This window comes from Kribbella sp. DT2, assembly GCF_049844575.1.
Taxonomy (GTDB): domain Bacteria; phylum Actinomycetota; class Actinomycetes; order Propionibacteriales; family Kribbellaceae; genus Kribbella.
Map to the genome: position 1 here is coordinate 43,469 of NZ_JBNCLH010000017.1, position 23,386 is coordinate 66,854.

16 protein-coding genes are annotated in these 23,386 nt (G+C 69.6%); 8 read left to right on the forward strand and 8 right to left on the reverse strand.

Going from position 1 to position 23,386, the window contains the following annotated elements; genetic code table 11:
- The coding region (locus ACLQ2O_RS40630; RefSeq protein ID WP_425842989.1) for a hypothetical protein at positions 1-212 on the forward strand (212 nt) is incomplete at its 5' end.
- A gap of 149 nt (positions 213-361) precedes the next feature.
- On the opposite strand, the gene ACLQ2O_RS40635 is transcribed toward ACLQ2O_RS40630, so the two are convergent.
- Both ACLQ2O_RS40635 and ACLQ2O_RS40640 read right to left on the reverse strand, forming a co-directional pair.
- A complete protein-coding gene (locus ACLQ2O_RS40635; RefSeq protein ID WP_425842991.1) occupies positions 362-1,006 on the reverse strand; it encodes a GntR family transcriptional regulator in 645 nt (214 codons plus the stop codon).
- Positions 1,003-1,722: a maleate cis-trans isomerase family protein gene (locus ACLQ2O_RS40640; RefSeq protein ID WP_425842993.1), complete on the reverse strand. Its 720-nt coding sequence runs from the start codon at positions 1,720-1,722 to the stop codon at positions 1,003-1,005. The genes ACLQ2O_RS40635 and ACLQ2O_RS40640 overlap by 4 nt, the downstream gene beginning before the upstream one ends.
- Positions 1,723-2,024: 302 nt before the next feature.
- On the opposite strand from ACLQ2O_RS40640, the gene ACLQ2O_RS40645 reads away from it, so the two are divergent.
- Together ACLQ2O_RS40645 and ACLQ2O_RS40650 are read left to right on the forward strand one after the other, a co-directional pair.
- Positions 2,025-4,982 carry an FAD-binding and (Fe-S)-binding domain-containing protein gene (locus ACLQ2O_RS40645; protein WP_425842995.1) on the forward strand — a complete coding sequence of 986 codons (2,958 nt, stop codon included), beginning with the start codon at positions 2,025-2,027 and terminating at the stop codon, positions 4,980-4,982.
- Between the two features lie 69 nt (positions 4,983-5,051).
- On the forward strand, positions 5,052-5,549 hold the full coding sequence (locus ACLQ2O_RS40650; RefSeq protein WP_425842997.1) for a VOC family protein: 498 nt from the start codon (positions 5,052-5,054) through the stop codon (positions 5,547-5,549).
- Here ACLQ2O_RS40650 and ACLQ2O_RS40655 read toward each other — a convergent pair.
- From ACLQ2O_RS40655 to ACLQ2O_RS40670, 4 genes are read right to left on the reverse strand one after another with little or no spacing between them, the layout of a single operon-like run.
- On the reverse strand, positions 5,529-6,950 hold the full coding sequence (locus ACLQ2O_RS40655) for a M20/M25/M40 family metallo-hydrolase (RefSeq protein ID WP_425842999.1): 1,422 nt from the start codon (positions 6,948-6,950) through the stop codon (positions 5,529-5,531). The genes ACLQ2O_RS40650 and ACLQ2O_RS40655 overlap by 21 nt on opposite strands.
- A 26-nt stretch (positions 6,951-6,976) precedes the next feature.
- Positions 6,977-8,599 (reverse strand): PLP-dependent aminotransferase family protein, encoded by a 1,623-nt coding sequence (locus ACLQ2O_RS40660; protein WP_425843001.1) that lies wholly within the window; start codon positions 8,597-8,599, stop codon positions 6,977-6,979.
- Between the two features lie 4 nt (positions 8,600-8,603).
- The gene (locus ACLQ2O_RS40665; protein WP_425843003.1) at positions 8,604-9,791 is read right to left on the reverse strand and encodes a M24 family metallopeptidase; all 1,188 of its coding nucleotides are present in this window, start codon (positions 9,789-9,791) and stop codon (positions 8,604-8,606) included.
- Positions 9,792-9,803: 12 nt separating this feature from the next.
- On the reverse strand, positions 9,804-10,526 hold the full coding sequence (locus ACLQ2O_RS40670; RefSeq protein WP_425843005.1) for a maleate cis-trans isomerase family protein: 723 nt from the start codon (positions 10,524-10,526) through the stop codon (positions 9,804-9,806).
- A gap of 80 nt (positions 10,527-10,606) precedes the next feature.
- On the opposite strand from ACLQ2O_RS40670, the gene ACLQ2O_RS40675 reads away from it, so the two are divergent.
- From ACLQ2O_RS40675 to ACLQ2O_RS40685, 3 genes are read left to right on the forward strand one after another with little or no spacing between them, the layout of a single operon-like run.
- Positions 10,607-11,593 (forward strand): D-2-hydroxyacid dehydrogenase, encoded by a 987-nt coding sequence (locus tag ACLQ2O_RS40675; RefSeq protein ID WP_425843007.1) that lies wholly within the window; start codon positions 10,607-10,609, stop codon positions 11,591-11,593.
- Positions 11,590-12,978 carry an amidase gene (locus ACLQ2O_RS40680; RefSeq protein ID WP_425843009.1) on the forward strand — a complete coding sequence of 463 codons (1,389 nt, stop codon included), beginning with the start codon at positions 11,590-11,592 and terminating at the stop codon, positions 12,976-12,978. Before ACLQ2O_RS40675 ends, ACLQ2O_RS40680 begins: the two co-directional genes overlap by 4 nt.
- Positions 12,978-13,478, forward strand: coding sequence for a DUF3830 family protein (locus ACLQ2O_RS40685; RefSeq protein ID WP_425843011.1), 501 nt, complete (start codon positions 12,978-12,980; stop codon positions 13,476-13,478). Before ACLQ2O_RS40680 ends, ACLQ2O_RS40685 begins: the two co-directional genes overlap by 1 nt.
- Positions 13,479-13,827: 349 nt before the next feature.
- Here ACLQ2O_RS40685 and ACLQ2O_RS40690 read toward each other — a convergent pair whose 3' ends face one another.
- Positions 13,828-15,204, reverse strand: coding sequence for a serine hydrolase domain-containing protein (locus ACLQ2O_RS40690; RefSeq protein ID WP_425843013.1), 1,377 nt, complete (start codon positions 15,202-15,204; stop codon positions 13,828-13,830).
- A 404-nt stretch (positions 15,205-15,608) separates the two neighbouring features.
- Here ACLQ2O_RS40690 and ACLQ2O_RS40695 point away from each other — a divergent pair, with 404 nt between their 5' ends.
- Both ACLQ2O_RS40695 and ACLQ2O_RS40700 read left to right on the forward strand, forming a co-directional pair.
- Complete coding sequence (locus tag ACLQ2O_RS40695) at positions 15,609-16,145, forward strand: dihydrofolate reductase family protein (protein WP_425843014.1); 537 nt, start codon at positions 15,609-15,611, stop codon at positions 16,143-16,145.
- A gap of 69 nt (positions 16,146-16,214) precedes the next feature.
- Positions 16,215-17,141 carry a diacylglycerol/lipid kinase family protein gene (locus tag ACLQ2O_RS40700; protein WP_425843016.1) on the forward strand — a complete coding sequence of 309 codons (927 nt, stop codon included), beginning with the start codon at positions 16,215-16,217 and terminating at the stop codon, positions 17,139-17,141.
- Positions 17,142-17,645: 504 nt separating this feature from the next.
- Here the strand turns inward: ACLQ2O_RS40700 and pulA are convergent.
- On the reverse strand, positions 17,646-23,372 hold the full coding sequence (gene pulA / locus ACLQ2O_RS40705; protein ID WP_425843018.1) for a pullulanase-type alpha-1,6-glucosidase: 5,727 nt from the start codon (positions 23,370-23,372) through the stop codon (positions 17,646-17,648).
- Between the last annotated feature and the right edge of the window lie 14 nt (positions 23,373-23,386).

The following is a 23,386-nucleotide window of genomic DNA, read 5'->3' on the forward strand; positions in this document are numbered from 1 at the left end:
ATAGTCGACCGACGAGCACGCGCCCGGCTGAGCAGGAGCTGCTCGGCCGCGTCGACGAGATCATCAACTCGCACGCGAGTTTGCAGGCGTGCCACGCCGTGGGTGCCCGAGGTCGGCGTGAAGTGTTCAGCACGGCAGGCGAGGCGCGGCCGCCTGCCGCGCCTCGATCCCCGGCGGCACCGGACCTGCCCGGCGGCTCGCCGTGCCGATGATCGGGACGCTGCGGCGCTGTCGGCGTAGATCGTCGCCGCATCCCGCAGCTACACCGGGAACTGCAGGAACGACTGCCGCAGCAGGAACACCCCGAAGGTTGGCCAGGAACGGCAGGACCAGCGCGTACGGCGTACGGCGTACGGCGTGGTCAGCGGTTGGTGAGTCGGGCGATGGCGTCGTCCATGTGGGCGACCAGGAGCTGGTCTGTCAGGGCGGCCTCGCCCTTCTGGATGGCTGTGGCGAGCTGCAGGTGCTCCTCGATCCGGACCTCGGAGGCGGAGTAGGTCTCCTCGAGGGCGTGGATGCACATCCGGGTCTCGGTGATGAAGGTCTGGTGCATCCGCGACAACCGCGGGCTGTCCGCCAGCCGGACCAGGGTCTCGTGGAACTTGATGTCCAGCTCGCCGACCGCGGACGGTGTCCAGGCGGCGGCCATCTCGGTGACGATGTCGATCAGTTCCTGGCCGGCCGCCGCGTACCTGCCCTCCAGGATCTTCCGGGCCGCCGCGCGCTCGACCGCTTCCCGCGCGAGGTACATGTCGCGGACGTCGTCCGGCGTCATGTCGACCACGAACAGCCCGCGGTTGCGGATCGCGACCAGCAGCCCTTCCTGCGTCAGCCGCTGCATGCCTTCCCGCAGCGGCCCGCGGCTGACCCCGAGCTTGCGCGCGAGCTCAGCCTCGCCGAGCTGTGTGCCCGGCTTCAGTTCCCCGTGACCGATGGCCTTGCGGAGCTTGTCGGCGATGATGCTCGGCGTCGACTCCTGGACCAGCGGCTCGATGTAGTTCGTCACTTCTGTGCTCCAAAGAGAGTTCCCAACCCTGGCAGAGACGGTACCGGGCCGAGCAGTTGCAGTCCCTTCCAGACCGTCACCTGGTTCGCCGTGAGCACGGGCTTGCCGACCGCGGCTTCCAGATTGTCCACGATCTGCAAGGTGTGCATCGCTGTGTCCGGTACGAGGACGGCCTCGGCGTCGGGGTGGTCGGCGGCCTTGACCATGTCGATCACGCGGTCGGCGTCCAGCGTCCCGACCTCGGCGGCGGTGATGATTCCGTGGCTGCCCATCGAGACGACCTCGGCGCCGCCCGCGGTGAGGAACCGGACGAAGTGCCTGGCGACGTCCTCCGGGTACGACGCGGCGACCGCGACCTTGGTCAGCCCGAGATGCTTCAGCGCGTCGACGAACGCGATCGACGTCGACGACGCCGGTACGCCGAGCGCCTGCGCCACCCCCGAGGCCTGGTTCCGCGCGCCCTCCGGCCCGAACACGAAACTGCCCGATGTGCAGGCCCACATCACGGCGTCCGGCGCGGACGCGGCGAGCTCGCTCGCCCCGTCGGCCAGTCGTTCGGCCCGCCCGAGATCCAGCAACGCGTCGACCCGGTGCGCGTCCTCGCCGACCGAGGTGATCACCACCGGCAGCCGCACCGAGCCGTCGAGTCGTGCCTCCAGCGCCGGGTAGTCGTCCTCCGCGCTGTGGCCGGGGTAGAGCAGCCCTACTGTCACCATGCTGGCTCCCTGTCACCGGAGTAGGTAGATTGTCGACAATGTTAACCCCAGCCGACTCCGACGGTCCTGAGCGCGCGCACTCCGGGGCGGACGATGACGCCCACCCGTCTGCGAGTGGTGACGCCGATCGGTCTGCCAGCAGTGGCGGCGGCGAGACTGCGAAGGGTGGCTCCGGTCGGCCTGCGAGCGACGGCGCCGCCGGGCTTGTGGGCGGTCGCGCTGGCGGGTCTGTGGGCGGTGGTGCCGGTGGGGCCGCGAGTGGCGGTGTTGGCGGGTCTGGGAAGGGTGGCGCCGGTGGGTCTGTGAACGGTGGCGGCGGCGGGTCTGCGAGAGGCGGCGGCGTCGGTTCGGCGTACGACGTTCGCCGGCTTGTCCGTGAACTGCGGGGCGAGTTGCGTGGGACCGTCGGTGATGACGCTCGGAGTCGCGCGCTCTACGCGGCCGACGGCTCGAACTACCGGGTCGTCCCGGACCTCGTTGTGGTCCCCGCGGACCAGGCTGATCTGGCCGCGGCGGTCGCCATGGTCGCGGCCGCTGGCGCACCGGTGACGCTGCGCGGTGGTGGTACGTCGATGGCTGGGAATGCGATCGGCGGTGTGGTGATCGACGCGTCGCGGCATGTGAATCGGATTCTGTCGCTCGATGCCGAGCGTCGTACGGCGGTGGTGGAGCCCGGCGTCGTCCTCACCGATCTGCTGGCCGCCGCCCGGCCGCACGGATTGGCCTTCGGCGCGGACCCGTCGTCCGCCAGCCGCGCCACGCTCGGCGGCATGATTGCGAACAATGCCTGCGGTGCCCACTCGGTCGCCTGGGGTACGACTGCCGACAACCTTCTCTCCCTCGACACAGTCCTTGCCGACGGCACCCATCTCACCTTTGGCGCCGGCGGCCTGCCCGCCGGTACGACCCTCGGCGACGCAGACGCAGACGCAGACGCAGTAAGCGCCGTACGGGCCGAGCTTGCCGCCCGGCCCGGGCGCGAAGGCGAGCTGCACCGGCAACTGCAAGCTCTTGTCGACAGCAACGAGTTGCTCATTCGGCGGCGGTTCGGGCAGTTCACGCGGCAGATCTCCGGGTACGCCCTGCATCGGCTGCTGCCGGAGAACGGGTACGACGTGGCGCGCCTGCTGTGTGGGAGCGAAGGCGGCTTCGCGGCGACTCTGCAGGCGACCGTTGCCCTGACCCCCGTACCGGCCGCGAAGGTGCTGTGTGTGCTGGGCTTTGGCGACTCGATCTCGTCGGCGGACTGCGTTCCGGTCGTCCTGCGGCACGGCCCGTTGACGATGGAGTCGATCAACAGCGACTTGGTCGAGCGCCTGCCGGGCGAGGTCCGCGACGCCGCGGTTCAGGCCGGTCTGCCGGACGGTCGGGCCTGGTTGCTGGTCGAGATGGGCGGCCCCGACGAGACCTCGGCGGCCCGTGCCGCGGAGAGGATGCTGGAAGAGCTCCGCGACTCCGGCTCGCGCGCGACGGCCACCCTTGTCACCGATCCGCGAGCGCAGGGCGTGCTGTGGCGTTGCCGCACCGACGCTGCCGGGCTCGCGACGCGGCGCGCCGACGGCGCCGAGGCGTGGGGTGGTTGGGAGGACGCGGCCGTTCCGCCCGAGCGACTCGGTGCGTACCTGCGAGGACTGGACGAATTGCTCGGCCGGCACGGCTTGTCGGGGGCGTCGTACGGGCACTTCGGCGAAGGTTGCATGCACATGCGGATCGACTTCGACCTGCTCAGCCGGAGCGGGCTGGCGACGTACCGGGCGTTCGTCGAGCAGGCGACCGATCTCGTCGTGTCGCTGGGTGGGTCGGTCTCCGGCGAGCACGGTGACGGGCGGGCCAGGTCGGAACTGCTGGAGCGGATGTACGGCGCCGACGGCGTCCGGCTGCTCGGCGAGCTGAAGCAGATCTGGGACCCGACCGGAGTGATGAACCCGGGCGTGATCGTCGACCCGCCGCCGGTCGACGCGGCGATCCGGCACGACGGGCCGGCGAAGGATCGCAAGCTGCTCACGGTGTTTGCCTACGGCAATGATGATCACGACTTCGCGCAGGCGCAGCGGCGCTGCGTCGGGATCGGCAAGTGCCGCCAGAGCTCGGGCGGTGTGATGTGTCCGAGCTACCAGGTCACGCGCGAGGAGCTGCACTCGACCCGCGGCCGGGCGCACATGCTCTGGGAGATGCTCGAAGGCGATCTGGTCACGGACGGCTGGCGGTCGACCGAGGTCCGCGACGCGCTGGACCTGTGCCTGTCCTGTAAGGGATGCCAGTCCGACTGCCCGGTGAACGTCGACATGGCGACGTACAAGGCCGAGTTCACCCACCACCACTACGCCCGGCGGCCGTGGGCGCGGCCGCTGTCGCACTGGTCGATGGGCTGGCTCCCGCTCTGGTCACGCTTCGCCTCCCGTGCTCCGCGCCTCGTGAACCGTCTGGCCAGCATGCCGCTGGCCAAGCGCCTCGGCGGGATCGCGCCGGAACGCGCGATCCCGGCGTTCGCCGAGCAGACGTTCACTGCTTGGTTCGAGGGACGAGACGTTCGGCGGGAAGGTGCCAAGGGCAAGGTTGTGCTCTGGCCCGATACGTTGACCGATCATCTCGCGCCGGAGATCGGCCGGGCGGCGGTGGAGGTGCTCGAGGCGGCCGGGTACGAGGTGGTCATCCCGCCGAAGCCTGTGTGCTGCGGGCTCACCTGGATCTCCACCGGGCAGCTGGGGACGGCCAAGAACGTCATCGAGCGCTCTCTGAAGGTCTTGGCGCCGTACCTTGCTGCCGGTACGCCGATTGTCGGCCTCGAACCGAGTTGTACTGCGGCTCTTCGCCAGGACGCGCCCGAGCTGCTTGAGGGCAACAACCTCGCGGCTGCGGCGGCTGCTTCGATCCATACGTTCGCCGAGTTCCTGCACCAGTCCGGCTGGCAACCGCCGCAGGTCGGGGGAGAGGCGTTGGTTCAGCCGCATTGTCATCAGCACGCCGTACTGGGATTCGACGCCGACCGCGCGGTGATGCGGGCCGCAGGCATCGATGCGATCGTCCCCGACGCCGGTTGCTGTGGCCTGGCCGGCAACTTCGGCTTCGAACCCGACCACTACGAGCTGTCGCAGGCCGTCGGAGAGCGCGTTCTCCTCCCCGCCGTACGGGCTGCTGATCCGTCCACCCAGGTCCTCGCCGACGGCTTCAGTTGCCGCACCCAGATCACCCACGGCACCGATCGCCGTCCCCTGCATCTCACCCAACTCCTGGCCGCCGCCCTGAAACCGGCGGAGTAGCGGTCAGGAACTGGCCGCTACTGCCCCTAGCGTTACCGGTGCAAGCAACCGCAACCGGAAGGCACCAAGATGACCGTCGCCCCGATCCCGCAGGGCTACACCAGCATCACCCCGTGGATGATCTCGCGGAACACGCTCGCCCTGATGGACTACCTGACCAAGGCGTTCGACGCCGAGGATCTCGGCAAGATGGTCGACGAGCACGGCGTCGTCGGGCACGCGGAGATGCGGATCGGGAACGCGATCGTGATGATGTTCGACGCTCGCCCCGAATGGCCGGTCACCCCGGCGTTCCTGCGCCTGTACGTCGACGACGCCGACGCGACCCACCGGCAGGCGGTCGCCGCCGGTGGCACCTCGGTGACGGAGGTGACCGAGCTCTTCTGGGGCGACCGGGTCGGCCGCGTCCGCGACCCGTTCGGCAATCTCTACTGGATCCAGACCCGCATCGCTGATCTCACCGAGGAGCAGATGACGGCGCGGATGAACGATCCCGAGTTCGTGCGGGCGATGGAGTACGTGCAGGGCGCGGACTTCTTCTCCGGCTCAACGACCGAGCAACCGTAGGGCCGCAAGGGTGTAGGCGCGGGCGGCGATCAGGAGTTCCTCGACCGAGACGGACTCGTCGGCGCGGTGGGCCTGGGTGGTGACCGAACCGGGGCCTAGGACAACGACCGGTACGGCGAGGTCGCGGGCGACGTAGCCGCCGTCGCAGGCGGCGGTCCAGCCGCCGAGCGGGAGGCCGGGGCCGCCGGCGGCCGCGAGCGCCGTGTCGGTGGCCCGGACGAGTTCGGCGTCGGCGGGGGTCTCGAAGGCGGGCATCTCCATCGGCATCGCGAGGTCGACGGTGAGACCCCGGTCCTCCAGGTGGAGGGCGGCGACTCGGGCGCGGAGTTCGTCGAGGACGGCGTCGGGGGACTCGCCGGGGAGGAGACGGCGGTCGGCGACCAGGACGCACTCGGCGGGGACGATCGAGCCGCCGGTTCCGCCGTGGATCTGGCCGACGCTCCAGGTCGCGGGGCCGAGCAACGGATGGGGTGCGAGGGCCAGTTCCGCGTGCAGGCGTTCGATCTCGGCCACGATGGCGGCCGCACCGTAGATCGCGTTCGCGCCGTCGGCCGGGTTGCCCGCGTGGCAGGCGCGGCCGTGGACCTCGACCCGGAGGTAGGAGTCGCCGCGGGCGCCGATGATTGTCTGCAGATCGGTCGGCTCGGTCGTGATGCAGCCGCGGAACTGGACGGCCTGGTCGCCTGTTTGATCGGTGGGGTGGTCGTGCTCGGGTGGGGGAGTGCGCTGCTGGGTGGTCTGCTTCGAACCGACGTACGCGCGGATGCCCTTGCCAGTTTCCTCTTCGTCGACCAGGGCGGCCAGCTCGACGGGGCCGCGGAGGTTGGTTTCGCGTAGAGCGGCCATGGCGGCGAGGGACGCGGCGAGGCCGCCTTTCATGTCGGAGGCGCCGCGGCCGTAGATGCGGCCGTCGACCAGTTCGCCGCCGAAGGGGTCGGTGGTCCAGCCGTCACCGATCGGTACGACGTCGGTGTGGCCGAGCAGGAGGAGACCTGGCTCGTCGCCGCCGGGGAGGGTGATGCTGAGGTTGTTGCGGCCGGGTTCGACGACTGTGTCGATGACCTGCAGGCCGAGCTCGGTCGCCGCGGCACTCAGTACGGCGACGGTCGCGGCCTCGTCGCCTGGCGGGTTCTGACCGGTTGCCTGTAGCAAGGATTGGGTGAGCTCGATCAGCCACTTCTCGTCGAGGCGATCGAGTACGGTCTGCTCGGCGGGGGTGATCGTGTACTCGCGGCCGGCCTGATCCGTCGGGGTGATGGTGGGCTCTGGGCTTGGCTGGCTCGCCGGGGCGCTCGCGGGCTCCGGGCTCGGCTGGTTCGCCGCAGTGGTCGCGCTCCCCGGGTCTGACTGGTTCGTCGGGGTGATCGTGGGCTTTGGCTTGCCGGCGGAGGCGTCGCTCATATGGCCTGGGGTCCTCTCCACGCTGGTCAGTTCTTCGCCTGTAAATCGACGGCTCGTCGCAGCCGGGCGACTCCTTCGTGGATGCGGTCCGGCGGGGTGGACGCGAAGCACAGCCGGAGCGCGTCGCGGAACCTGCCGCTCGGCGAGAAAGCGCTCCCCGGAATGTACGCGACCCCCTCGGCCAGGGCGACCTCGAACAGGTCGGTCGCGTCGACGCCGTTCTCCAGCGTCACCCAGAGGAAGAACCCGCCGTCGGGATCGGTCCAGCGCGCGATCCCGCCGAAGTGCTCGGTCAGCGCCGCGTGCATCGCCTCCTTGCGTCGCTTGTACTCCGCGCGCTGGGTGACCAGGTGATCGGTCAGGTGCCCACCGGTCAGGAACATTGTCAACAATCTCTGGGCCGGCAGGTTCGTGCAGGTGTCCATCGCCTGCTTCGCGCTGATCAGTAGCGGCTGCAGCTCGGGCGCGGTGTCCACCCAGCCGACGCGCAGGCCCGGCGCGACGATCTTCGAGAAGGTCCGTACGGCGAACACCAGCGGATCGCCGGCCGCCAACTCGCGGATTGTCGGCAATGGACTGCCGGCGAAGCGCAGCAGTCCGTACGGGTCGTCGTCGATCACCATCGAGCCCCACGCGCGGGCCAGCTCGAGCAAGCGGTGCCGCCGGGGGAGCGAGAGGGTCGCGCCGGACGGGTTCTGGAACGTCGGGATCGTGTAGATCGCCTTCGGCGTCCGCCCGGTCGCGGCGACCAGGTCCTCCAGTGCGCCGACGTCCATCCCGTCGTCGTCCACGGGGACTTCGAGCAGTTCGGCGCCGTACGAGAGAGCGGTTGCGCTGCCGTTCGTGTACGTCGGCGACTCGACCACCACCAGGTCACCCGGGTCGACGAAGATCTTGCAGAACAGGTCGAGCCCCTGCATGCCGCCGGCGGTGATGGTCAACCGGTCCGCAGTCGTCTCGTCGGTCGTTCCCCGCAGTACGTCGAGCAAGGCCGCGTGCAGCGGCGGGTCTCCCTCGGTCGCCGCGTAGTCGTACGCGTCGGGCAGCGCCAACGCGGACTCGGCGATGCCCGCGAGAATCGCCGTCGGCACGGCCTCGGCAGCCGGGCTACCCATCGCCAGCCGAACGATGTCGTGCTCCTGCTTCTGCAGCAGCGACGTACTGGAGTCGATCACCGACCCGACCAGCCCGGCCGCGCGCTCGGCGTACGGAAGGCCCGGCGGCAGCGTCACCCGCGGAGAAGACAGGAGCCGCGCCGCGCCTGATGCCCTGCCCGCGGCGGCACTGCGTACGTCGGCCACCGGACCGGCGTCTCGCACCGCGTCGCCTGTTGTGCTCTGCAACTGGTTGGCTCGGGCATCGCGAGTTCCGCTGGCGTGAGCGCCCGGCGGTGCGCCGGCCCCGACATCCCGTGCCTCGTCGGCTCGGCCGTCCTGCGCTGCGCCGCTCCTGGTGCTCTGTGCTTCCTCGGCTCGAACGCGCGGCGCTGCGCCGGCCCCGGCCTCCTGCGCCGCGCCGCGCTCGGCCTCCCGCGTCGCATCACCCCCGACGCCCTGCGCTTGGTCGGCCCGGGCGCCCTGCGTCCCCGCCAATCTTGTCGGCTCGGCGGAGTTGCCGGGCGGCTGGTTGGCTGCTGGGGTGGTCGGCACGGTGTTACCTCCTGATGGTGAGGTCGGGTGGCAGGTCGGTGAGGCGTTCTACGCCGGTGCTGGTCACGACCACCGGCTCGGACAGTTCGTAGCCCCAGCCGTCCATCCACATGCCGAGGATCACGTGGAAGGCCATGCCGGCGGTGAGCTCGGTGGTCTCGCCGGGGCGCAGTGAGACGGTGCGTTCGCCCCAGTCGGGTGGGTAGCCGATGCCGATCGAGTACCCGATTCGCGATTCCTTGCGCAGACCGTGCGCGCGAATGACGGTGTCGAAGGCGGCGTGAACCGCGCTGCCGGTGACGCCGGGGCGGATGGACTCCAGCGTCGCTTGCAGGCCCTCGGCAACTACTTTCGCCGTCTCGGTGAGGCGCGGGGGCGGGTCGCCGAGCATCACCGTACGGGCGAGCGGCGCGTGGTACCGGCCGAAGACGCCGGCCAGTTCGATCGTCGTCGCTTCGCCGGCCCGGAAGACCCGGTCGGTCCACGTGAGGTGCGGCGTACCGGCCGCCTCGCCGGTCGGCAGCATCGGCACGATCGCGGGGTAGTCGCCGCCGTGTTCCGGCGTACCGATCGCCTGTGCGGCCATGATCTCCGCGACCAGGTCGCACTGCCGGCGCCCGGGCCGGAGCTGGTCGCAGGCGATCCGCATCGCCGTCGCCGCGATCTTTCCCGCGATCCGCAGCTGGGCCAGCTCGTGCGGCGACTTGACCAGCCGGACCCAGTTGACCAGCTCGGCCGAGTCGACCAACCGACGCCCCGGCAGGCCGTTGCCTAGGGCAAGATAACCGCGGGCGGAGAAGTAGTGCGAGTCGGCCTCGACGGCGATCGTCTCACCGTCGGGCAGCAGCGTGCGCGCTCTCTCGGCGATCCAGTCGAACGGATGCACGTCCGGCCGGTGCACCAAATCCTCCGGATATCCCTGGATCTGGTCCGCGCGCAGGTTGCAGGTGAACGCCGCGCCCGCCGCGTCCATCGCCCGGGCGAACAGGTGCGGCTCGCCCTCGGCCGGGAGCACCAAGCACTGCGGCGTGTAGAACGACCAGGCGTCGTACCCGGTCAGGTAGAAGAGGTTCGCCGGATCGGTCACCACGAGACCGGCCAGAGAGCGCTCTCGCATGATCTCGCGGACGCGCGCCAGCCGGCCTGTGTACTCGGTGGCGTCGACCGCCTGCACCAGGATGTCGCTCGGCATCGTCGTCCTCCCTCAGGCCGCGAGCAGTCGTTGACCGGGACCGATCGCCGGACGGCCGGCAATCGTCAGCGCGGACCACATCGTCACCTGGTTCGCGGTGAGCACCGGCTTGCCGAGCTCGGCCTCCAGGATCGCGATCACGTCGTACGTCGGCAGGTTCGTGCAGCTGACGAAGACGGCCTGCGCGTCCGGGGTGTCGGTGTCGCGGACCAGGTCGCGGGTCGTCTCGTACGGCACGGTCCAGATCTCGGAGGTGAGGCCGAGCCCGGCGGTCGCGACGACCTCGACCTCGGCCTCGGCGAGGTAGGCGACGAGGCCGTCGGTGAGGTCTTCGGTGTACGGCGTGACGGCGGCGATTCGCGTGAGGCCGAGCTGGCGGAGGGCGATCAGGAGCGCGCCGCTGGTCGTGACGGCGGTCGGCGCGCCGGCGTCCTCCATCGCGGCGACCATGCGGGCCTCGCCGGCGACACCGCCGATGAAGCTGCCCGACGTGCAGGCGTACGCGGTGACCAGCGGCGAGACGGCGAGCACGTCGATCGCGCTCCGGGCGACCAGGGCCGGGGAGGAGATGTGCATCGCCATCTCGACGGTCGCGGCGAGCGGGACGTACGGCAGCCGGGTCAGGTACAGGCTCACGTCGTCGGGCACCCAGCGCCACAGTTCGCGGTCGAGCGCGAAGTCGTACGGCGCGACGACGCCGATCCCTGTCTGCAGCAGGGGAGGAGCCTGAATCATGGGACTCAGTGTGGGGTCCGGACCGTCCCGGAAACAAGGGATTGTTGACAATCCTACGGACGGTTTCTAGCCTCGACAGCGTGCCGCCAACTGCCGAGGGTCCAGTCGTCGCGGTCCTTTGTGAACAATCCTCGGATCGGCCGCCCGGGCTGGAAGGGCTGCCGGTCGAGTTCCGGTACTGCGCGGCCGACGGTCTGGCCGAGGCGGTGCGCGGAGCGCGGGGCCTGATGCTGTGGGACTACTTCTCCACCGCGGTCCGCGACGTGTGGTCCGAGGCGGGGTCGGTCGAGTGGATCCACGTCACCGCCGCCGGGGTCGACACGCTGCTCTTCGACGGGCTGCGTGACTCCGACGTGGTGGTGACGAACGCCCGTGGAGTCTTCGACCGCCCGATCGCCGAGTACGTCCTGGGTGCGGTGATCGCCGCCGCGAAGGACACCCGGGGCAGCCTCGAGCTGCAACGCCGGCATGAGTGGAAGCATCGCGAGACCCGAAGCATCGCCGGCGCGAAGGCCCTGGTCGTCGGCACCGGCGGCATCGGCCGAGCCACAGCTCGCCTGCTGACCGCGGCCGGTCTCGAGGTTCGCGGCGCCGGGCGGAGAGCGCTCCCCGGCGATCCCGACTTCGGCCAGATCGTTGCCGCCAGCAACCTGGCTGCCGAGGCTGCCTGGTGCGACTACCTGATCCTCGCGGCCCCGCTGACCCCCGCGACCAGGGGCGTCGTCGACGCCGAGGTGCTCGCTCACCTGAAGACTGACGCCCACCTGGTGAACGTCGGTCGCGGCCCGCTGGTGGATGAGGGCGCCTTGCTGACCGCGCTCTCCCAGGGTGCGCTCGGCGGTGCGACTCTCGACGTCTTCGCCACCGAGCCGCTGCCTCCGGATCATCCGCTCTGGGAGGCGCCGAACACCACCGTCACCGCGCACATGTCGGGTGACGTGATCGGCTGGCGGGACACGCTGGCCGCGCAGTTCGCGGACAACGTCCGGCGGTGGGTCGCCGGCGAGCCGTTGCTCAATGTTGTCGACAAAAAACTCGGTTACGTACCCGGAGGTGGTGGTCGGTGACAGCGGTCGAACTGGTCGAGGGTTACCGGCGCAAGACGATCTCCCCGGTCGAGGCCACGCAGGAGGCACTGGACGCGATCGACCGGTACGACGAACAGGTGAACGCCTTCGTCCTGGTCGATCACGAAGGAGCGCTGGCCGCCGCGAAGCAGTCGGAGGCCCGGTGGCACTCAGGGGAGCCACTGGGCCCCGGCGACGGCGTGCCGACCTCGATCAAGGACGCATTGTGGACAAAAGACTGGCCGACCCTGCGCGGTAGTCACCTGATCGACGAGGCCGGGCCGTGGGACGAGGACGCTCCGGCAGTGGCGAGGCTGCGGGAGACCGGCGCGGTGATCCTCGGCAAGACGACCACCCCGGAGTACTCGTGGAAGGGCGTCACCGACTCGATCAAGTACGGCGCGACCGGCAACCCCTGGGATCCGACGAAGACGTCGGGCGGATCCAGCGGTGGATCGGCGACGGCGGTTGGCCTCGGCATGGGGGCATGGTCGGTCGGTACCGACGGCGGCGGATCGGTGCGGATCCCGGCCGCGTTCACCGGCACGGTCGCGCTCAAGCCGACGTACGGGCTGATCCCGCTCTTCCCGCCGAGCGCGTTCGGCACGCTGTCCCACGCGGGACCGATGACGCGTACGGTCCGCGACAACGCGGCGCTGCTCGATGTGATCACCGGATTCGACCCGCGCGACTGGTCTGCGATGCCGACGCCTGCACGCTCCTTTCTCGACGGCATCGACGACGGTGTCGCCGGTCTGCGGATCGGTTTCTCGCCCGATCTTGGTTTTGTTGACAATCATCCGGAGGTGGACGCCGCGGTCCGGGCTGCGGCGGAGGTCCTGCAGGCGGCCGGCGCCGAGGTGAGCGAGGTCGATCCGGGATTCGGGGATCCGATCGAGGCGTTCAACGTGCTCTGGTTCTCCGGGGCCGCGAAGGTTCTGCAGGGGTACGGCGACGCGGTGGGCGACCTGGTCGACCCCGGCCTGCGTCGTACTGCCGACGCCGGGGCCCGCTTCACCGCGTCGGACTTCCTCGACGCGACCGCGACCAGGATGGAGCTCGGCCGGTTGATGGGCGTGTTCCACCAGCAGTACGACGTACTGCTGACGCCGACGCTTCCGTTGCCCGCGTTCGCTGTCGGTCAGGACGTGCCGGACGGTTCGGCGTCGCCGGACTGGACCAGCTGGACGCCGTACACGTATCCGTTCAACCTCACCCAGCAGCCGGCCCTGAGCGTTCCTTGCGGATTCACCAGCGAGGGGCTGCCGATCGGATTGCAGATTGTCAGCAAAAGGCATGCCGACGCTCTGGTGCTCCGGGTCGGGCAGGCGTACCAGTCCGCGACCGCATGGCACACCCGTGTCCCGTCCCTGCAGGAGGCCTGATGAGCCGGTTCATCACCGTGACCCTGGACAAGCGTGGCGTCAGCTGCGTCGCCCGGTTGCTCGACGAGGAGGCACCGCGCACCGCGGCGGCGGTGTGGGACGCGTTGCCGTTGTCGGCGCCGGTGTTCCACGGCAAGTACGCGCGCAACGAGATCTACACGCTGCTCCCGGCGTTCGCGCCGGCCGATCCGGGCAAGGAGAACACGACGGTGACGCCGATCCCGGGGGACCTGTGCTGGTTCTCGTTCGACTCCGACGATCTGGGCAACCCGGCGTACGGGTACGAGAACAGCACGGGCACCGGTACGACGGGGGCGATCGTCGACCTCGCCCTGTTCTACGGGCGCAACAACCTGCTGATCAACGGCGACCAGGGCTGGGTCCCGGGCAACGTGTTCGGCGCGATCACCGAGGGTCTCACCGAGATGGCCGCCGCCTGCCAGGACCTCTGGATGGGCGGCGCCCGCGGCGAGACGCTGACCTTCGCCCGCCGCGACTGAGCCCGGCGGGCCGCGGTCAGCCGCGGTGGTGGTTCACCAACGGCCCGCCTTCAGCCGCAGCGGTTCAGTGGCAGCCCGCTTCAGCCGCCGTTCGCGATCGCTTACCCGCTGCTCGCCGAGCTGGGGCTCGCGGTCGAGGCCGGGATCTGGATGGCGGTCAGGGATGCCGGGTTCGACACGAGCGACGCGGTGGCTGTCGCGGTGGTTCGCTGGGCGGCCCGCCTTCAACCGCGGCGGGAGCCCCGCCCGCCTCAGCCGCGGAAACCCGGCCGGCCTCAGCCACGGCGGTTCAGCGGGTGCCCCGCTTCAGCTGGACGGTTCAGCGGCGGCCCGCCCCAGCCGCGGTCGCTCACTCGGAGACGAGGGTCTCGTCGGTCGTCCCGAATCCGACGTTGTAGTTGACGCCGACCGACAGCCGCCCGTCGACCACCCGGCACCGCAACGTCATCACGAACGGCGCCTCCAGCAACCGCGCCGTCGCGACGAAGGTCTCGCCGTCGCCGTACGCCGAAGTGACCATGCGCTGCGCCGGATCGCGCAGCGTGTAGGGCTGCTCGGTCCAGTCGCCCGGCGCGAACGTGATCTCCTGCGTGCCCGATTCCCCCGGCCGTGCCGCGTCGAGGGTGAAGGTCCCGCCGCCGTCCGCGTCCAGCCGTACCGCCGACAGCCCGTGGTCGTTGGTCGCGAACGTGTAGGTCTGCCCATCACCAGCCGCAGGTGCAGGCCCGGCCGGCGGCAGAATTTCCAGCGACTCCTTCGCCGTACCGCTCACCTCTTTGCCCTCCAGCACCGGCAGCAAGTGGTCCCAGATCACGTTCATCGTCGCCTGCATGTCCGGCGACGCGCTCGTGATCAGCACGGCCGAGTCGTGGTCGGGCAGCACCAGGACGTACTGCCCGAACGCCCCATCACCCCGGTACGAGTTGTGACGCCCGCGCCAGAACTGGTACCCGTACCCCTGCTTCCAGTCCGGGTTGTCCTGGTTGCTGTTGTCGACCTGCGCGGACGTCGCCGCGTCGATCCACGCGGCCGGGACGAGCTGTTTGCCCTCCCACTCGCCGCGCTGCACCAGCAGCTGAGCGAACGCCGCCAGGGAGTGCGTGTTGAGGCTCAGGCCCCAGCCGCCCATGTTGATGCCCTCGTCGGACGTCTCCCAGATCGCCTCGGTGATCCCGAGCGGCTCGAACAGCCGCGGCCGCAGGTACTCGGTGAGCTTCTCGCCGGTCACCTTCTGCACGATCGCGGACAGGATGTACGTCGCCCCGCTGTTGTAGACGAACGGCGCGCCCGGCGCGTTCTCGACGTCCAGCTGGAAGAACCCCTGCACCATCCGCCCGGTCCGGCCGAGCCGGTCGACGGTGTCGGCGGAGTGCCCGGTCGACATCGTCAGCAGGTGCCGGACCTCCATCGCGGCCAGGTTGTCGCTGATCTTGTCCGGCAGGTCGTCGCCGGAGAAGAACGACACCACCTTGTCGTCCACCGACAGCAGCCCGGCCTCGACCGCCAGCCCGACGGCCGTCGAGGTGAAGCTCTTCGACACCGAGAACAGCAGGTGCCGATCGGCCAGCCGGTACGGCGACCACTCGCGCTCCAGCACGACGTGACCGCGCCGCAGCACGATCAGCGTGTGGAGCTCCTGCTTGGACGCGTCCAGCGCGGCGACGAACCCGTCGAGGCCCTCGCTGGAAAGTCCCTGGTCTGCCGGTGTACTGCGGGGAAGAGTCACCCGAAGCACGCTAGCCGCCGGGTCCGACAAAATCACCCACGCTTGGCGCGCCGTGAGACGGGCTGCGAGCGGTGTACGGGGAGAGGCCCGGCGCCGTGCGGCGAAGCCCGGCGTCGTGCGACGCGAAACGCGGCGTACTGCGACGCGAGGCCCGGCGCCGTGCGACGCGAAGTGCGGCGCTGTGCGACGTGAGACGCGGCGTATTGCGACGCGAGGCCCGGCGCCGTGTGACGCGAAGCCCGGCGTACTGCGACGTGAGCGCGTACTGCGACGCGAGCGCCCCAGCTCACCGTGCAGCGAGCCCGGACGGCCCGCCGAAAACTTTCTCGGCGGCGATGTCGATCCGGCCCACCGCCGGTCGACGCACAGGCAAGAGCAACCTTTCGAACTCCAAGGAGCACCTGATGCGCAAGATCGTGGCCGGCCTGTTCATCTCCCTCGACGGCGTGACCGAGGCCCCCGACACCTGGCACTTCCAGTACTTCGACGATGCGATGGGCGCGCAGGTCGACGCGCTCACCGCGCGCTCGGACACCATGCTGGTCGGCCGCCGGACGTACGAGGAGTTCGCCTCGTTCTGGCCGACCGCCGACATCGAGATGGCCGAGCACATGAACAGCACCCCGAAGCTGGTCGTCTCGACGACGCTCGACAACGTCGACGCGTGGCAGAACTCGACGCTGGTCGAGGGCGACCCGATCGAGACCCTCGCCAAGCTCAAGGAAGGCCCGGGCAAGGACATCAGCGTTGTCGGATCGTCGACATTGGTCCGGTCGCTGCTGCGGGCCAAGGTGCTCGACGAGTTGCACCTGCTGGTCCACCCGATCGCCGTCGGCCACGGTGCGCGGCTCTTCGAGGACTCCGAGACCATCCCGCTGGAGCTCGTCTCGGTGACGCCGTTCGGCACCGGCGTACTGCACATTGTTTACAATCCGGCCTGAGTAGCACCTGGGTTTCGTGGGCACTGCGTGGAATGCTGCACCTCCACCCCTGAACAGAACAGGCACCCAGTGAACTCAGAAACCCAGGACGCCCCGGCCGCCCGCCCGCGGGCGGCGGTGATCCTGAACCCGATCAAGGTCGGGGACGCCGACGAGTTCCGCGCGAAGGTCGACGCCGCGCTGTCCGAGCGCGGGTTCGACGACTCGCTCTGGCTGGAGACGACCGAGGACGACGCCGGCCACGCGATGGCGCGGCGGGCGATCGATGAGACGGTCGAACTGGTCGTGGTGGCCGGTGGTGACGGGACTGTCCGGGTGGTCTGTGGCGAGCTGGCGCGGACCGACGTCCCGGTTGCCGTCCTTCCGGCCGGTACGGGGAACCTGCTGGCCCGCAACCTCGGCATCTCGCTCAACCTCGACGAGGCGCTGAGCCAGCTGCTGGACGGTTCCGAGCAGCGGATCGACAGCGTGCTGGTGAAAGGCGACCAGCTCGGCGACGACCGGTTCGTGGTGATGGCCGGCCTCGGCCTGGACGCCGCGATCATCGCCGACGCCCCGGACGACCTGAAGAAGCGGGTCGGCTGGGCGGCGTACGTCGTGTCGACCGTGCGCAACCTGAACCACCCGTTCGTGAAGGTCGAGATCACCGTCGACGACAAGTCGCCGATCACCCGCCGGGCCCGCACGGTGGTGATCGGCAACGTCGGCACCCTGCAGGCGAACATCCCGCTGCTGCCCGACGCCAAGCCCGACGACGGCAAGATCGACCTCGTCGTACTTGCTCCCCGCCGGATCAGCCACTGGCCGCGGCTGGCGCTCAGCCTGGTGATCAAGTCCCTCAACGAGGGCCGCCACATCGAGCGCTTCACGGGCCAGCGGATCCAGGTCAAGGCCGACAAGGTCGTCGGCCGCCAGCTCGACGGCGACACGATCGGCAACGGCCGGATCCTGAGCGCGGAGGTCGACCCTGCAGCGCTTGTCGTTCGCGTGCCCTGAGGGGAAGCGGGGAGGGAGCGGCGCCGCCCCAGGCCCTCGCGCGTTCCGCGCTGGGCAGTGGGCGCGCTCAACCCTCGGGTGTGCGGTGCTGGGCATTGCCCGCCCTTGACCCTCGGGCGTGCGGTGCTGGGCATTGCCCGCCCTCAACCCTCGGGGGTGCCGGGCTGGGCAACACCGTCCCGTAGTCAGCCCGCGCGTTCCGCCGGGCAATGCGGCCCGCAGCCCTCGTCGTCCGCATCCCCTGAGGGGAGGGAAGCCGTGCCGCCCCAGGCCCTCGGGGGTGCCGGGCTGGGCAACGCCGTCCCGTAGTCAGCCCGCGCGCTCCGCCGGGCAACGCGGCCCGCAGCCCTCGTCGTCCGCATCCCCTGAGGGGGAGGGAAGCGGCGCCGCCCAGGCCGTGCGCCGCCCTGATCGCCGCACCCCTCTGTCGCTGCGCCCTCCACTCGGCGCCGCCTCGACCGCGAGTGGAGGCCGCGGGCACGGCGTACCGGCCCGCGGCCTCGGTCAGCGTTGGACCAGTACAGCGACCGTGCGAGCCGGTACGGACACCGTCCCGGTCGTCGCGGTCCACGTTGTCTGCTTCACGACCGGGTCCGATCCGTTCAGCTGGACCGGTGACAGGGACAGATTCGCACCGGTCAAGCCCGGGAGCTGCTGGGTGGCGGTAGAACCTGTCGTGTTGTAGACAATCAGCACACCCTTCAGTGCCGGGTCGACGTTCGGTCCGACAGAGTCGTCGATGCGCATGGTGACCACTCCCGGTAGGGCGGCTGGGGTGCCGCTGAGCGGGAAGCTCACCTTCTGGTTGATCAGCTGCGCCGACCCCAGCCGGAACAGCGGCGTCGAGAACCTCAGCTTCAGCAAGTCGGCCGCCGCTGCGGACGCGGTCGCCACGTCAGCGGCCGTCGGTTTCAGGGCGGCGTTGCCGAGCAGCGGCTTCATGTACGACCACTTCGCCTCGTTGTCCGGCTTCGGCGGCAGTCCGTGCCCGAACCCGTTGTCCGCGCCCGTCCAGTCCAGCTGGTTGAACCAGTCACCGGAGTCGTACGAGTTCCGGTCCAGTGACTTGCTCCGCAGCAGGTCTGCTCCGGCGTGCCAGAACGACGGTGTCTGCGCCAGCGCGGTCGTTGCCAATGACAACGTATTCATCCGAACCCGGTCGGCCATCGGCATTGCCGTCGGCAACTTGAAGGTCAGCGAGTCCCACAACGTCTCGTTGTCATGGGCATCCACGTAGGTGATGACCTCGTTCGGCTGATCCGCGTACCCGGCAGGCGATCCGTTGTAGTCCACCCCATCACCCCGTACGACGGCGCCACCGCCCGCCGACCGGAAGCTGAACGCCCGCAGGTTCCCCGCCAGCCCGAGCTGCACCAGATCGGTGTCGTGAGCCAGCCGCTTGGCCTGCTCGGCCGGAGAACCGTTGACCGGAGCACCATTCGGATCGCTCGCCGCGCCCGATCCGAAGCCCTGCACGCGCGGGTCCTCGTCGAACGGACCACCACCGCGTACGGCGTCCCGCAGCCGGTCCGAGAACGTCCCGATCCCGGTCCCGCCGAGGTTGCCCTGCGTGGCCTGCTCGAACAGCGCGTCGTCGGCGACCTCGCCGAAGTTCCAGCCCTCGCCGTACAGGACGACCTTCTTGCCGTCGACGCCGTCGCGCCCGACCGTCAGCTTGTCGAGCGCGGCGCGGACCTTCAGCATGTTCGCCTTGCTGTGATGCCCCATCAGGTCGAACCGGAACCCGTCGACCTTGTAGTTGCGGGCCCACGCCACCGTGCTGTCGACCATGATCTTCTCGGCCATCGCGTGCTCGGTCGCGATGTTGCTGCAGCAGGTCGAGGTCTCGACCCCACCAGTCGCGTTCAGCCGCTGGTAGTAGCCGGGGACAACTTTGTCGAGCACCGATGTCGGCGCCTGACCAGCGGCCGGCGTGTGGTTGTAGACCTGGTCGAGCACGACCCGCAGCCCCGACTTGTGCAGACCGCCGACCATCGTGCGGAACTCCGCGACCCGGCTCAGGCCGTCCTTCTGCACGGCGTACGAGCCCTCCGGCGCGAGCCAGTGGTACGGGTCGTAGCCCCAGTTGAACCCGTCCTTCGCCGCGACCGCCGTGACGCACGCCTGCTGCTGCTCCGAGTCCGGCGGCAGCGCCTTCAGGTCGCACGCGGGCTTGTCCTGCGCACCCTCGGGGATCGACGCGATGTCGAATGTCGGCAACAGGTGAACCGTGTTCAGGCCGGCCTGCGCGAGCTTGCGCAGGTGCTTGGTCCCGTCGCCCTCGTCGGCGAACGCGAGGTAGGTCCCGCGGTGCGCGGCCGGGACCGTGGGGTCGTTGATCGAGAAGTCGCGCACGTGCAGTTCGTAGATTGTCGAATCCACCGAGCGCGCCGGCGGCGGCACCGGAGTCCGCGACCACAGCGTGGGCTTCCCGGCCGGGTCGTCGAGATCGACGGCGACCGAGTACGCCGAGTCGGTGGTGAGCGCGACCGAGTACGGATCGGTGACCACGTTGGTCTCCACCTTGCCCGTGCTCGGTGCGAAGACCGTCACCTCGTACCGGTAGTTCGCGTTCTTCCAGGCCCGGAGCCCGTCGATTGTCCACGATCCGTCCGCGGACGCCCGCATCGCCAGCCGCTGCCCGCCGGCCAGCAGCGACACCTTCTGCGCCGTCGGCGCCCACAAGGTGAACCGTGGTACGCCGCCGTGCCACGTCACGCCGTACGAACGGCCGGTCGCCGACCCGTACAGGTCATCCAGCACGCCGGGGATCTGCACCCCGGTCGCGTCGAGCAGCCGCCCGGCGTCGTCGTACTGGGCGAGCCCGAGCTGGCCCTTCAGGATCTTGCGCGCGTCGGCGTTGTCGAGCCGCAGCGCCGTGTACCCCTTCAGCGCCGGGTACTTCGCCAGTACTTTTGTTGACAATCCTGCTGGATCGACCCGGAGTCCGGCCGACAAGCCGCCGATGTCGTCCGCGTCGACCGCGAGCCCGCCGGTCGGCGCCCAGTGCAGCCGCCACCGTGACCGCTCCGGGTGCGCCACCGGCGGTACGGCGAGCAGGTCCTTGCCCACCCAGTGCGCCTTCGCCTGCTTGAGATCGGGCTGCGCGCCCGGCTTGGACGTCGTCACGGTCAGCAGGTGGGTCGCGAGCACGTAGGAGAAGGTGACGACCAGCCCATCGCCCGGAACGCTGATCGGGATGTTCGCGCCGCTCGGGCTGCCGCCTTGGCCGTAGCTCTCGTCGAACGACAGACCGTGCGCGACCTTCGCCTCATAGCTGCCCGTTCCCAACTCGCTCGTCGACCAGGTGAAGGTGCCGTCGCCGTCCTGGTCGGTCAACCAGGGACGCATGCAGTCGGGTGACCAGTCGGCCGGACAGCCGAGCTCGGACTGGAACGATCCCGGCACCGTGATGATCGGGCCCTGCGCGTCCGAAGTGGCGAAGTGCCGGCCGTGCTCGTAGTAGAACGTGGTCGGCGTGGCAGGTGCGGTGTAGGAGATGTTCGCGCCGTTGAGGTTGCCTCCGGCACCGTAGTTCTCGTCCCACACCTTGTTGATCGCCGCCTTGTAGGCGTGCTCGCCCGCGGGCAGCGTGTACGTGCCCTTCCAGACCTTGTCCTTCGGGTCGAGCGTCAGTTGCGCCTGGTCGCAGTCCGGCGACCAGTCCGCGGGGCAGCCCATCTCGCTGTTGTGGTCGCCGGCCATGCTGACGTTCGCGGGCTGGGTCACCGGACCGGTTCCGCCGCCTCCACCACCGCCGGCCGGAGCTGGGTCGCCGACCACGCCGTACGAGCCGGAGACCGAGTAGTTGCCCGACGCATCCTTGAGCACGGCCCGGTACTCGAGCAGCGTGCCCTTGGCAAGCTTCGACACGTCGTGGAACACCCGGTACGGCGCGTTGTCGTCGGATCCGAGTCGTTGCCACGTCGTCGTACCGACCGGGCGGACGCCGTACGTGACCGTTACCGGGGTGTTCTCCGGGACCGCTGCGGCGATCTCGGCGCGGCCGCCAACCGGTGCGCCCAGCTCGGGGGAGCTCATGTAAACAGCCGGCGCCTTCGAGCGGTGCGGGACCTTCGACTGGGCCTGGTAGACCGTGACCGACAGCGGCGGCTGGGTCAGCTGGACCCGTCCTTCCCGGTCGGTGACGACGGACTTGCTCCCGCCGTACACGGGCTTGAAGACCTTCGACCCGTACGTCGGGATCGTCGCCGCCTTGGCGGTTGTCGCATTGTTGGCAATCACCAGGTACTCGGTCTTGTCCGCGCCGAGCCGGCTGAACGCGTACAGGCCGCCGGTGTTCGAGGAGTAGCGGTGGATCTGGGTGCCGTCGCTCAGTGCCGGGTACTTGGCGCGCAGCTTCTGCAGCTCCGCGATGTGCTTGTACATCGGCGCCTTGGTGCTGAAGGAGTCCTTGTTGCCGATTGTTGACAATCCTGTTCCGTCGACGACCTCGTCGTCGGCGTAGTCGGTGGTCTTGGTCGCGAACATGTCCTGCCGCGCGTCCTTGTCACCGCCCGGACCGGTGAAACCCTGCTCGTCGCCGTAGTAGATGACCGGCTGGCCGCGGGTCAGGAACATCAGTGAGTGGGCGAGCTTGTCCCGCTGCAGCAGCTCCTGGCCGTTCGCGCCGCCCTGCTTGAGGAACGTGCCGACCCGGCCCATGTCGTGGTTCCCGAGGAACGTCGGCAACTGGTAGGCGTTCGAGTCCGCGTCGGTGTAGTAGTCGTCGTTCGCGTACAGGTCCCGCAGCTTCGTGCTCGGATCACCCTTCGCGAAGGCCACCGCGTTCTGCTGGAACCCGAAGTCGAGCGTCGCCTGCAGCGCGCCGGACGTCGTGTACGTCGACATGAGCTTCGGGTCGGCGTCGAAGACCTCGCCGAACATGAAGAAGTCCTTGCTGCCCTTGGCCTTGGCCTTGGCCGCTTTCAGGATCTCCGGCGAGAACTTCTGCCAGAACTCCAGGTTCACGTGCTTGACGGTGTCGATCCGGAACCCGTCGATGCCGAGCTCGGCCCACGTCCTGTAGACGTCGATCATCCCGTCGCGGACCTTCGGCTGCTCGGTGAACAGGTCGTCCAGGCCGACGAAGTCGCCGTACTCGGCGCTCTCGCCGGCGAAGGTCGAGTCGCCGCGGTTGTGGTAGAGCGTCGGGTCGTTCAGCCAGGCCGGCTGCTTCACGGTCTCGTCGGCCGGGGTCTTGAAGACCGGCACGTTCGGGAAGCTCGTGTTCTTGTCGAGCGGCGGGAAGGTGTCGCCGCCGGCGTACTGCTTGTCGTCGAAGACGTTGCCCGAGGCATCCTTGTACGGCGACGTCGCCTTCGGGACGTAGCCGTACTGGCCGGACTGGTAGGCGATCACGTCCGCGGTGTGGTTGGTGATGATGTCGAAGAAGACCTTCATGCCCTTGCCGTGGGCAAGCTTGATCAGCGTCTGCATGTCCGCGTTGGTGCCCAGGTGCGGGTCGATCTGGGTGAAGTCGGTGATCCAGTAGCCGTGGTACCCGGCGCTGACGTCCGCGCCCGCGCCCTGGACCGGCCGGTTCTTGAACGACGGCGTCAGCCAGATGCTCGTCGTACCGAGTGACTTGATGTAGTCGAGCTTCTGCATCACGCCGGCCAGGTCGCCGCCGTGGTAGAAACCCTTGTCCGTCGGGTCGAGCCCGGTGCTGAGCCGGTCGCCCGTCAGGCCGCCCGCGTCGTTCGACTTGTCGCCGTTGGCGAACCGGTCGGCCATCAGGAAGTAGAAGCGTTCCTTGGTCAGGTCCTGCCGCAGACTCGGGCTCGCGAGCGCCTTGTCGGCCGCGGTCGGTGTCGGCCCGGCCAGGTTGACCGGCGCGACGCTGACGACGTGCGTCGTGTCGTCGTAGCTGAACCGCAGCTTGGCCGGCCCGTCGATTGTCAACGGAATGTTCGCGCCGTTCAGCACGCCGCCGGCGCCGTAGTTCTCGTCCCAGCCGCCGTTGACGCTCACCTTGTACTCGTAGCTGCCGGCGGGCACGTCGAAGACCTTGCTGTACGGCGCGGCCGCGCCGAGGGTGCTCGCGGCACACCCCGGATCCCAGTCGGCAGCACAGCCCAACTCACTCTGCAGCGACCCGGCGAGCGTGATCACCCGCTCGGCGGACGGACCAGCCGGCGCCGCGGACGGCGTACCCAGCCCCACGGCGACCACGGCGACCGCGGTCGCCCCAGCCAGCCAACGAGCACGGCGCATGACGAACCTGAGCATCGCGGGTTCCCCTC